The 12061-nt window shown below is 60.7% G+C and carries 9 protein-coding genes; 7 read left to right on the top strand and 2 right to left on the bottom strand.

Translation table 11 applies throughout. From position 1 onward, the window contains the following. Positions 1-15: 15 nt before the first annotated feature. Entirely contained in the window at positions 16-972 is a 957-nt protein-coding gene (locus tag ACKZ62_RS05285; protein ID WP_447096410.1) for a glucokinase, read from the bottom strand. After that, complete coding sequence (edd, locus tag ACKZ62_RS05280; RefSeq protein WP_447096409.1) at positions 969-2795, bottom strand: phosphogluconate dehydratase; 1827 nt, start codon at positions 2793-2795, stop codon at positions 969-971. The genes ACKZ62_RS05285 and edd overlap by 4 nt, the downstream gene beginning before the upstream one ends. A gap of 221 nt (positions 2796-3016) precedes the next feature. Here edd and gap point away from each other — a divergent pair, with 221 nt between their 5' ends. From gap to ACKZ62_RS05245, 7 genes are all read left to right on the top strand, one after another. Next, positions 3017-4018, top strand: coding sequence for a type I glyceraldehyde-3-phosphate dehydrogenase (gene gap, locus ACKZ62_RS05275; protein WP_032890857.1), 1002 nt, complete (start codon positions 3017-3019; stop codon positions 4016-4018). A gap of 193 nt (positions 4019-4211) precedes the next feature. After that, a complete protein-coding gene (locus tag ACKZ62_RS05270; RefSeq protein ID WP_032890856.1) occupies positions 4212-4730 on the top strand; it encodes an RNA polymerase sigma factor in 519 nt (172 codons plus the stop codon). Between the two features lie 74 nt (positions 4731-4804). Then, positions 4805-5773 carry a FecR family protein gene (locus ACKZ62_RS05265; RefSeq protein ID WP_122753139.1) on the top strand — a complete coding sequence of 323 codons (969 nt, stop codon included), beginning with the start codon at positions 4805-4807 and terminating at the stop codon, positions 5771-5773. Positions 5774-5888: 115 nt separating this feature from the next. Beyond that, positions 5889-8453 (top strand): TonB-dependent receptor, encoded by a 2565-nt coding sequence (locus ACKZ62_RS05260; RefSeq protein WP_447096408.1) that lies wholly within the window; start codon positions 5889-5891, stop codon positions 8451-8453. 134 nt (positions 8454-8587) lie between these two features. Continuing rightward, positions 8588-9196: a biliverdin-producing heme oxygenase gene (locus tag ACKZ62_RS05255; RefSeq protein ID WP_032890853.1), complete on the top strand. Its 609-nt coding sequence runs from the start codon at positions 8588-8590 to the stop codon at positions 9194-9196. 172 nt (positions 9197-9368) lie between these two features. Beyond that, on the top strand, positions 9369-9770 hold the full coding sequence (locus tag ACKZ62_RS05250) for a YbaN family protein (RefSeq protein ID WP_447096407.1): 402 nt from the start codon (positions 9369-9371) through the stop codon (positions 9768-9770). A 136-nt stretch (positions 9771-9906) separates the two neighbouring features. Then, positions 9907-12045, top strand: coding sequence for a methyl-accepting chemotaxis protein (locus ACKZ62_RS05245; protein ID WP_095185784.1), 2139 nt, complete (start codon positions 9907-9909; stop codon positions 12043-12045). Positions 12046-12061 lie beyond the last annotated feature (16 nt).

Genomic DNA, 12061 nt, shown 5'->3' with positions numbered 1-12061 from the left:
GGGGCAGGTCACTGCCTAAGCAAATGCCTGCTCTAACGCCACACCCGCCCCGGTCAACCCGGAATACGGCGCGGTCACCAACCACACCGGAATACCTTTGAAGTAGTCGCTCATGCAGCCTTTGTCGCTGAAACTCTTGGCAAAGCCGCTGTTGATGAAAAAGTCGGCAAACCGCGGAATCACCCCACCCACGATATACACACCACCGCGTCCACCGGTGGTCAGCACGTTATTGCCCGCCACTCGGCCCAGCCAGACGCTGAACTGCTCCAACACCTCCATCGCCACCGGGTCGCCGGCCAAGCCTGCAGCCGTGATGGCTTCAGGCGTGTCCAGCACCGGCGCGTGACCGTCGACCGCACAAATCGCGCGGTACAGACGCGGCAAGCCGCCACCGCTCAACGCCGTTTCAGCGCTGACGTGGCCAATCTCGTTGTAAATGTGTTGCCACAACTGGGTTTCCCGAGGACTGCTCAGGGGCAGGTCGACGTGGCCGCCCTCCCCCGGCAACGCCGCGTAACGACCTGCGCCGAGATCCAGCAGTGTGCCGACGCCCAGGCCAGTGCCAGGCCCGATCACCACCGCCGGGCGCAACGGCTCCGGCGTGCCCTTACAAACCACGCGAAATTCGTCGGGTTGCAGGCGGGTCATCCCCAGGGCCATGGCGGAGAAGTCATTGACCAGCAGCAGTTCATCCACCTGCAAGGTCTTGCAGAATGCCGTCTTGCTCAGGCGCCAGTGATTGTTGGTGAATTTGAATTCATCGCCACTCACCGGCCCGGCCACCGACAGGCACACCGCGCCGATGTCCCCGATTTCCAGGCCCTCTTCCTTCAGATAGACCTTGATCGCCTCTTCAGGGGTTGGGTAATCCGCCGTGGCATGCACCCGAATCGAATGCAGTGCCGAATCCCGCCACACTGCAAAACGGGCGTTGGTACCCCCGATATCACCGACCAGCGCTAACTTCACTTAAGCGTCTCCAAGGTAGAGGTAAAGGCGCTGGCGCCCTGCTCTGCGGAGCTTGCGGCCAAGCGCATAAATCCAAACAGCTCGCGGCCGGCCCCCACGTTATTGCCCAGAAGGCCCGTGGCAGGCGTGCGCGCTGCAAATTCTTCGGCGTCCACCTTAAGCTCCAAGGTGCCGGTAACGCCATCCACACGAATGATATCGCCATCGCGCACTCGCGCCAGTGGCCCGCCGCTCTGGGCTTCGGGGTTGACGTGAATCGCGGCGGGAATCTTACCCGACGCGCCGGACATACGCCCGTCTGTCACCAATGCCACCTTGAAACCACGGTCCTGCAGCACACCCAGGAACGGCGTCATCTTGTGCAGCTCGGGCATGCCGTTGGAGCGCGGGCCCTGGAAGCGCATCACCGCGACGAAATCTTTTTCCAACTGACCAGCCTTGAACGCATCGGCCAGATCCTGCTGATCCTGGAACACCACCGCCGGCGCTTCGACGATCTGGTGCTCTGGGGCTACCGCGGAGACTTTCATCACACCGCGGCCGAGGTTGCCTTCCATCACGCGCAGACCACCTTCCGGCGAGAACGCACGGGCCACGGGGCGCAGAATGGTTTCGTCGAGGCTTTCGATAGGACCGTCACGCCAAACCAGCTCGCCGTCGACCAGGAACGGTTCCTGGATGTATCGGCTCAGGCCCTTGCCAGCCACGGTGTTGACGTCTTCGTGGAGCAGGCCGGCTTCCAGCAGCTCACGGATCAAGAACGACATGCCGCCCGCCGCCTGGAAGTGATTGATATCGGCCTTGCCGTTTGGATACACGTGGGACAGGGTCGGCACCACCTCGGAGAGGTCAGCCATATCGTCCCAGGTGAGGATGATGCCTGCCGACATGGCGATGGCCGGCATGTGCAGGGTGTGGTTGGTGGACCCGCCGGTCGCGTTGAGGGCGACGATGGAGTTGACGATGGATTTCTCGTCGACGATCTCGCCGATCGGCGTGAAGTTGCCGTTGGCCTTGGTCAGGCGCGTAACCTGATGCGCGGCTTCACGGGTCAGCGCGTCACGCAGCGGCGTGTACGGGTTGACGAATGAAGCGCCCGGCAAGTGCAGGCCCATCACTTCCATCAACAGTTGATTGGTGTTGGCAGTGCCGTAGAAGGTGCAGGTGCCGGGGCTGTGGTAGGACTTCATCTCCGATTCCAGCAGCTCTTCGCGAGTGGCCTTGCCTTCGGCGTAGCGCTGGCGCACGTCGGCTTTCTGCTTGTTGGAGATACCCGACGGCATTGGGCCGCCCGGTACGAAGATCATCGGCAGGTGACCATAGCGCAGCGCGCCCATCATCAGGCCGGGGACGATCTTGTCGCAGATGCCCAGCATCAATGCGGCGTCGAACATGTTGTGGGACAGCGCCACCGCCGTGGACATAGCAATGACTTCACGGCTGAGCAGGCTCAGCTCCATCCCCGGCTCGCCCTGGGTCACACCGTCGCACATTGCAGGCGTACCACCAGCGAACTGGCCGACCGAGCCGACTTCACGCAGAGCTTTCTTTATTTGTTCAGGGAAATGTTCGTACGGCTGGTGCGCCGACAGCATGTCGTTATATGAGGAAACAATTGCCACGTTGGCGGCATTCATCATGCGCAGGCTGTTTTTGTCTTCGGTGCCGCAACCGGCCACGCCGTGGGCAAAGTTGGCGCATTGCAGCTTGCCGCGCATCGGACCGTCGCTGGCGGCGCCGCGAATGAGCGCAAGGTAAGCCTCGCGGGTGGCGCGGCTGCGGGCGATAAGCCGTTCGGTGACCTCAAGAACGCGGGGATGCATGTGTAGAACTCCAGGCTAACGGATGTGGCGACCTGAGTGTCTATGCTGATCAAACGCCCGCAGCGCATGGGATGGCAGGGTGTCGTTTGAATCATCGGACCAGTTGATTCAGGTCACTCGTTGTAGATTGAACAAAATATTGCCACTAAAAAGGCTTGTTTTCTATTTTTATGCGAATAATCTTGTAATTCTTACAACAAATCGACGACAGGCACTCTCCAATGACTCTTCGTATCGCAATCAATGGTTTTGGCCGTATTGGCCGTAATGTCCTGCGCGCACTGTATACCCAAGGCTACCGCCAGGATTTGCAGATCGTCGCCATCAACGATCTGGGCGACAGCTCGATCAATGCCCACCTGCTCAAATACGACACCGTACATGGCACATTCGACGCAGAGGTCGCCCACGATCAGGAAAGCCTGACCGTCAACGGTGACCGGATTGCCGTGAGTGCCATTCGCAACCCGGCTGACCTGCCATGGGCTGCACACAAGATTGACGTGGTATTCGAATGCACCGGTCTGTTCACCGACCGTGACAAGGCCGCCGCCCATATTACCGCCGGCGCGCGCAAGGTGATCATCTCGGCACCGGCCAAAGGCGCGGACGCCACTGTGGTGTATGGCGTGAACCACGACATTCTGCGTCAGTCCCACCAGATCATCTCCAACGCCTCGTGCACCACCAACTGCCTGGCGCCGGTCGCCCAGGTGCTGCACCGCGAGCTGGGCATCGAGAGTGGCCTGATGACCACCATCCACGCCTACACCAACGACCAGAACCTGACCGACGTCTACCACACCGACCCGTACCGCGCGCGCTCCGCCACCCAAAACATGATCCCAAGCAAGACCGGCGCTGCCGAAGCGGTGGGCCTGGTGCTGCCGGAACTGGCGGGCAAGCTGACCGGCATGGCCGTGCGCGTGCCGGTAATCAACGTGTCCCTGGTAGACCTCACCGTAACGCTGAAGAAAGAAGCCACTGCCGAAGAGGTCAACGCGCTGCTCAAGGAAGCCAGCCAGCACTCGAAGATCCTCGGTTACAACACCCTTCCGCTGGTTTCCAGTGACTTCAACCACAACCCGCTGTCGTCGATCTTCGACGCCAATCACACCAAGGTCAGCGGCAAGTTGCTCAAAGTATTGGCCTGGTACGACAACGAGTGGGGCTTCTCCAACCGTATGCTGGATAACTGCCTGGCATTGTGTAACGCCGAATAATGCGATGCTTTGGGAGGGGCGATTCGACTTGCTCCCGATGGCGGTGTATCAGTCAGGAATGTGTTGACTGACACACCGCTATCGGGGGCAGGCCCCCTCCCACATTGTTCTAAGTAGGCCCAGAGAAATAGCCACTTGCCATTTGAGTTGATGATAAGCATTATCATTTGCTGCAAATCGGTCTGGTATCACTGTGAGCCAATCTCGCTTCAACCAAGTCTTTCTCACCCAACGGGTGATTCTGCTACGCACCTTGCAGCGGATGGTGAATAACCACAGCACCGCCGAGGACCTGCTGCAGGAAACCTACCTGCGCGTCACACGGGCCCTCAGCGAGCGGCCGATCGATCACCTTGAACCCTTCGTTTATCAAACCGCACGTAACCTCGCGCTGGATCACCTGCGCTCACGCAGAATCCAGGCCCGCACGCTGCAGGAAGATGTCCCGCTGGACATTCTGCAAAGCGTCGCCGCCCCTATCAGCACCCCCGAAGATGCGACTCAGGCCGAGCAACTGCTTGAACACCTGAGCGTCAGCCTGGGCCAATTGAGCGCCCGCCAGCAGCAGATTTTCATCCTCAGCCGCCTGCACGGGTGCAGCTATCAGGAGATTGCCGATCAGTTGGACGTGTCCCTGAGCACCGTGCAAAAGGAACTGAAATTGATCATGGCCATCTGCGTAGGTGTGGCCGACCGGCTGGATCGGCCTTAAGCTGCACGCGACAGAAATGTCGACCCGAGCTGTAGGAATAATGAATAGAACGTGGCGAAGACCCGAGGAACACCGTGACGGACCCCAATAAACTGCGCCCTCATGAGCTGGCTCATGAGGTGCTGCAAGACACGGCTATGGACCAGGCCCTGGATTGGCTGATTGCCTTGCAGTGCCCGCAAGCTGGGCAGCAGGCCGAGTTTGAAGCCTGGCTGGCCCGCGACCCGGCCCACGTCAACGCCTTCGCCAAGGCCCAGGCCGCCTGGGGTGGCGCGCCGGTTCACAGCGCCGCGGTGGCCCTGGCCGCGCCGCGCAAGCCCAGCGCCTGGCGCCGAATGAAACCCCATTGGAAACCGCTCGCCACCGCCGCCGTGTTGCTGATCGGGCTGTTCAGCTTCAGCAACCTGCCGGTGCGCCTGCAGGCCGACCACCTCACCGTGGTGGGCGAACGACAACGTCTGCAATTGGACGACGGCTCGAAAGTATTGCTGAACACCAACTCGGCGTTCTCCAGCAGCATCAAGGACCACCAGCGCATCGCCCGCCTGTACCAGGGCGAGGCTTTTTTCGAGGTTGTGCCCAACCATGGCCAGCCCCTGGAAATCGACGCCGGCCCGGTGCGCGCCAGCGTGCGCGACACCGCCTTCGCCGTGCGCTACCTCAATGGGGAGGCCCAGGTGCAAGTGCAGCGCGGTGATGTCGACCTCAGCAACACTTTCGACGATGCCCGCGTACGCCTGCGCGCCGGCGAAAGTATCCGCATCGGCCCCAAAGGCTTCGGCCAACCGGCCAAGCTGGACGCCAATAAGGACCTGGCTTGGGTGCAAGGCCGGCTGATTTTTGAAAACTGCCCGATGAGCGAAGTGCTCGCCGAGTTGCGCCGCTATTACCCCGGCTGGATCGTCAACACCAACGACCAACTCGCCAGCGTCGCGGTCACCGGCAATTACCGGCTTGATCAACCCCTGGACGTCGTGCGCTCACTGGCGCACATCACCTCTGCCAAGCTCTCGGAATACCCGGCGCTGGTCATACTGAACTAAATGAGAATTATTTTTACTCGATAACCTTCGGCGGTACGTCTCGTCTTAGCCAATGCAACTGATTCCTATTTGATTCGGTTCGCAACTATAAGATTCGTCCCCCGGAGCGCTTTCGATGTCCTCTCGTTTCAACCGCCGGTCTTCTTCGCCCGTCCTGTCCTTGTTGACTGCCGCCATCCTGCTGGCCGGCGCTCCGGCCATGGCCGCCACCGCTGCCGAACCGGCTTCGCGCAGCCAGGGCAACTACACCTTCAGCATCGAACAGCAGCCGCTGGTCTCGGCGCTCAACGCCTTTACCGCCGTGACCGGCTGGCAAGTCGGCCTGCCCGCAGAGCTGGGCCAGGGCGTGTCGTCTCCTGGCGCACGCGGCCCGTTGTCGCCAGAAAAAGCGTTGGACCGTCTGTTGGTGGGGACCAACCTGAGCTACCGCAAACTGGGCAATAACAACATCGTGCTGGAAAAGCGCGCAGCGGGCAGCACCCTCAATCTGCAACAGGTGACCATCAGCGCAACCCGTAACGCGCAGGATGTGAACAGCGTGCCGAGCACCGTCAGCGTGCATGAACGTGAGGAACTGGACCGCCAGAACGTCAACAACATCCGGGAACTGGTGCGCTACGAGCCCGGCGTCTCGGTAGGCGGCGCAGGCACCCGCGCAGGTAATGCCGGCTTCAACATTCGCGGCATCGATGGCGACCGTATCCTTACTCAAGTGGACGGTGTGGAAGTGCCGGGCAACTTCTTCAACGGCCCCTACGCCAAGACCCGCCGCAACTACGTCGACCCGGAAATCGTAAAGCGCGTAGAAATCCTGCGCGGGCCGGCGTCGGCCCTCTACGGCAGCAGCGCCATCGGCGGCGCCGTCAGTTACTTCACCCTCGACCCGGTTGACATCATCAAGCCAGGCCAAGACTTCGGCGCCCGCCTGAAGACCGGCTACAGCTCCGCCGACGAAAGTTGGCTGACCTCTGGCACCTTCGCCGGCCGCGTTCAAGACTTCGACGGTTTGCTGCACCTGAGCCAGCGCAACGGTCACGAAACTGAGTCCTACGACGGCAACAACGCCACCGGCCTGGATCGCACAGGCGCCAACCCGGAAGAAGCGCGCACCACTAACATCCTGGCGAAGCTCGGCTGGAACTATGGCGATGACAACCGCCTGGGTCTGACGTACGAGAAGTACAAGGATGATCGCGACGTCAACCTGAAGAACGCGGTGGGCGGCCCGTTCATCGGCGGCCGAGGCTTCAACCTCTACCGTGATCGTCGTGGTAACGACACCATCACCCGTGAACGTTTCGGCCTGGAAAACAGCTTCGCCCTTGAGTCGCCGATTGCCGACCGCATCAAGACCAGCGTCAATTACCAGATCGCCAAGACCGACCAGACCACCGCCGAAATCTATCAATCCGGTCGTCGCGTCCTGCGCACACGCGACACGCTCTACCAGGAAAAACAGTGGGTTTTCGATGCACAGTTGGACAAAGCGTTCAGCCTTGGTGAAACCGATCACCAAGTGACCTACGGCACCACCCTCAAGCAGCAGAAAGTCACCGGCTCGCGCGAGGGCAGCGCCACCTGCGTGGCCGTCGGCAGCGGTTGCACCGCCATCGGCGCGCCCAGCCCGATGGCCTCCGATAGCGTGAAGAAGGCCAGCGACTTCCCCGACCCGACCATCAACACCTATTCGCTGTTCGCACAGGACCAGATCACTTGGGACAAATGGACCTTCCTCCCCGCCGTGCGCTATGACTACACCCAGCTCAAACCCAAGCTGACCCAGGCATTCCTCAACACCGTCAACCCGACAGGTGCGGAAACGGTGAGCGACAAGAAGAAAACCTGGCACCGCGTGACGCCCAAGTTTGGCCTGACCTACGCGCTGACGGACCAATACACCTTGTTCGGCCAATACGCCGAAGGTTTCCGCACGCCGTCCGCCAAGTCGCTGTACGGCCGCTTTGAAAACTTGAACCTGGGCTACACCGTCGAACCCAATCCGGACCTCAAGCCGGAGACCAGCAAAGGCATCGAAACCGGGATTCGCGGCAAGTTCGACGAGGGTTCCTTCGAGGTGGCGGTGTTCTATAACAAATACCGCGACTTTATCGACGAAGACAACGTCGTGGTCGGCGGCACTGCCGAGCAGTTCCAAGCCGTCAATATCAAGCGCGCCAGCGTCAAGGGCGCCGAAGCCAAGGGCCGCCTGAACCTGGATGCATTCGGTGCCCCACAAGGCCTATACACCCAGGGTGCGGTCTCCTATGCCTACGGTCGCAACGACCAAAACGGCGAACCGCTGAACAGCGTCAACCCGCTCAAGGGCGTGTTCGGCCTGGGCTACGACCAGGACAATTACGGTGGCCTGCTGAGCTGGACCCTGGTGAAGAAGCAGAATCGCGTAGACAGCTCCACCTTCCACGCGCCGGACGGCGACACCAGCGGCCCATTCAAAACCCCAGGCTTCGGCGTTGTCGACCTGACCGCCTACTACAAAGTCACCAGCGATGTGACCATCAACGGCGGCCTCTACAACCTCACCGACAAGAAGTACTGGAACTGGGATGACGTACGCAGCTACGACAGCGTCGGCGAAGCCGCGGTAACCGGCCCGGCCAACCTCGACCGCCTGACCCAGCCCGGCCGCAACTTTGCGATTAACGTGATCTGGGATATCTGACCAAGCCCTTCTCACCTCGTCGAAATATCAACGACGAGGTGAGGATTTTTTACTGTGCCGCGTCTTCTTGTTCGTCTAGTTGATAACCGCTCTCTTTCGGGCACCAAGGCGCTCCCCTTCTCAAGGACTTTTTCATGACCGCTTCTCCTAACGCAGAACGTCCAAGCCTGCGCTCCCAGCGCCTGAACCAGATCACCAACGAGCCGCACACCAAGCTGGATGCACTGGTGAAGGCCCATGCCCCGTTCGAAACCCAGGCCAACTTTGCCCGTTTCGTGGTGGCGCAGTACCTTTTCCAGTCGGAACTGGTGGCCCTGTACAACGACGCCGAACTGATCAAGATCGTGCCTGACCTGGCCGCACGCTGCCGCGCCGAAGCCGCCAAGCTGGACCTCGCCGACCTGGACACCGAAGTACCGGCCGCGGTGGCCGGTGCAGTGAGCAACCCGAGCAAAGCCGAAGCCCTGGGCTGGCTGTTCGTCTCGGAAGGCTCCAAGTTGGGCGCCGCGTTCCTGATCAAGCGCGCCGTAGGCCTCGGCTTGAGCGAAACCTTTGGGGCCCGCCACTTGGGTGAGCCAGCCGGCGGTCGTGCCGAAGGCTGGAAGAGCTTCACCCGCACCCTCGACGGCCTGCAATTCAGCCCCGAGGAAGAGGCCGCGGTAGAAAAAGGCGCGGTGGATGCGTTTGTGCGCTTCACCGTGTTGCTGGAACAGGCGTACGCTAGCGCCCCTGAACTGGCCTGATCCCGCAAATTGAAATGCAACCCAATGTGGGAGGGGGCTTGCCCCCGATAGCGGTGCATCAGCCAACAAATAGGTAACTGACCCACCGCCATCGGGGGCAAGCCCCCTCCCACATTTTGATCGCATTTAAGTTGGGACTTTTTTGTAAACCTTCCCCAAGAAAAGCTTCACCATGACCGGCAAAACCCAATCCACCTCGAAAATCGCACAGATCCTGTTTGGCCTGCTGGCCTATGTCAGCCTGGGCATCGGGCTGGTGGCGATTGTGATACCCGGTTTGCCCACCACCGAGTTCATCCTGCTGGCCGCCTGGGCCGCGACCAAAAGCTCGCCACGCCTCAGCGCCTGGCTGGAAAACCACCGCCTGTTTGGGCCGATCCTCTTCAACTGGCGCAACGGCAAGATCATCGCGCGCCGGGCCAAAGTCAGCGCCACCGTGAGCATGCTGTTGTGCGCGATCCTGATGCTGGTGATGCTCGACCATGGCTGGCCCATCTACCTGGCGATTGCCGGGATGAGCCTGGGCAATCTGTGGATCTGGTCCCGCCCCGAACGGCTCGCACAGCCCGCATAACCCTACCTGTAGGCGTTTTCCTACCGCCCATCGCCTTCTGCTCATGAAAGCCCCTACCGCGCCGATGCTCCGGATATAGCGCTGAATGGACTTGGCCGTGCTGTGCATTCCAACAAGACCATTCGTGAGTGAACCTATGTTCGACACCCTCTCTATCCGCTTGAAAATCGTGCTGCTGTCCGGCCTTTGCCTGCTGGGGGTGATTACGCTGATCGTGAGCATCAATCTGTACGAAACGGACCAGAACGACCATCTGATCAGCGATTCAAGTTCACGCATGCTCACCAGCAGCGTGCAAAGCCTGTTGCAGGCAAGGGCCGCTGAACAAGCGGTGCAGTTGCAGAAAACCTTCGGCGAGAATCTAACCGCGGTCACCGCCCTGGCCGACCAAGTCAAAGACTTGCGCAACCTCGCCGCCAAACGTGCTCTGGAGCCCGCAGCCCTTCGCGAAGAACTCAATCAGAGCCTGAAAACCGCCTTTGAACGCAACAACAAGGTGCTCGGAATCTGGCTGTCGTTCGAGCCCGATGGCTTGGACGGTAAGGACAGCGAATTCATCAACGACAAGGCCCGCGTCTCCAATGAAAAAGGCCGCTTTTCCAGCTACTGGAGCCGTGCCGGGGGTGAAGGCCTGAACACCATCATGGTCGAGGAAGACCTGACCAAGACCACCCCCAACCTAAACGGCACCCCCTACAACATCTGGTACACCTGCCCACGTGACACCCGCAGCACCTGCCTCTTGGATCCGTACGAAGACACTGTGGCCGGCAAACCGGTATTGATGACCACCATTTCCCAACCGCTGCTGGTGGATGGAAAAGTGATTGGTGTGGTGGGTGTGGACATTGCGCTCAACAGCCTGCAAACCCTGGCTGATGCGGCCCAAAAGACGCTGTTCGATGGCGCCGCGCACCTGGAGGTTATCTCCAGCACCGGTCTGATTGCCGCCTACAGCGGCGAGCCTGCGCGGGTCGGCAAAAATCTGATCGATACGCTGGGCGCCGAGGGCAATGAGATCGTGCAACTGCTGGCCAATGACAGCCACGTCAATCTTGAGCAGGGCGATACGATTCGTGCGGTCTACGCAGTCAAGCCGATCGCCGATGCCAAAGCCTGGGGGGTGGTGATTAAACTGCCCAAACACGTGATGCTGGCCGACACCGTAAAACTGCAGGAGGTCCTCGACAAAGCCCAGGCGACCGGCACCCTCAAGGCCTTGCTGGTGGGCGCTGCCGCCGGGCTCCTGGGTTTGCTGCTGATCTGGCTGACCGCCACCGGCGTAACCCGCCCTATCAACAGCGTGGCCGCGATGCTCAAGGACATCGCCAGCGGCGACGGCGACCTCACCCAACGCTTGGCTTACAGTAAAAAGGATGAACTGGGCGAACTGGTGAACTGGTTCAATCGTTTCCTCGACAAGCTGCAACCGACTATCGCCCAGATCAAGCAAAGCATCACCGAGGCCCGCGGCACGGCGGACCAGTCCTCGGCCATCGCCCGCCAGACCAGCGAAGGCATGCAGGTGCAGTTCCGTGAAATCGACCAAGTGGCCACGGCGTCCAACGAAATGAGCGCCACCGCCCATGACGTCGCCAACAGCGCCTCGAATGCCGCCAGCGCGGCACGCGGTGCCGATCAGTCGGCGCGCGAAGGCATGCAGATCATTGAAAAGAGTACGCGGGATATCACGATCCTCGCCGAAGAAGTCAGCAGGGCCGTGGGCGAAGTCGAAGCCCTGGCAGTCAACAGCGAGCAAATCGGTTCGGTGCTGGAAGTGATCCGCAGCATTGCCGAACAGACCAACCTGCTGGCGCTGAACGCGGCGATTGAAGCGGCACGCGCGGGCGAAAGCGGCCGCGGCTTTGCGGTGGTGGCCGACGAAGTCCGTAACTTGGCCAAGCGCACCCAGGATTCCGTGGAGGAGATCCGCCTGGTGATCGAACGCATCCAGAGCGGCACCCGTGGCGTGGTCGCGACGATGCACTCAAGCCAAAGCCAGGCCCAGAGCAATGCCGGACAGATCCATCAGGCCGTGCAGGCCTTGGGCAAGATCAGCGACGCCGTGACGGTGATCAGCGACATGAACCTGCAAATCGCCAGCGCCGCCGAACAACAGAGCGCGGTGGCCGAAGAGGTCAACCGTAACGTCTCGGCGATCCGCACCGTGACCGAAACCCTCACCGGCCAGGCCACCGAATCGGCGGCTATCAGCAGCCAACTCAATGCGTTGGCCAGCCAGCAGATGAAACTCATGGATCAGTTCAAGGTTTAAGAAACACCACAGGTGA

It is taken from the genome of Pseudomonas sivasensis (assembly GCF_052938085.1).
The sequence above is the reverse complement of the archived record's forward strand: the minus strand, read 5'-3'. Positions and strand labels throughout refer to the sequence as shown.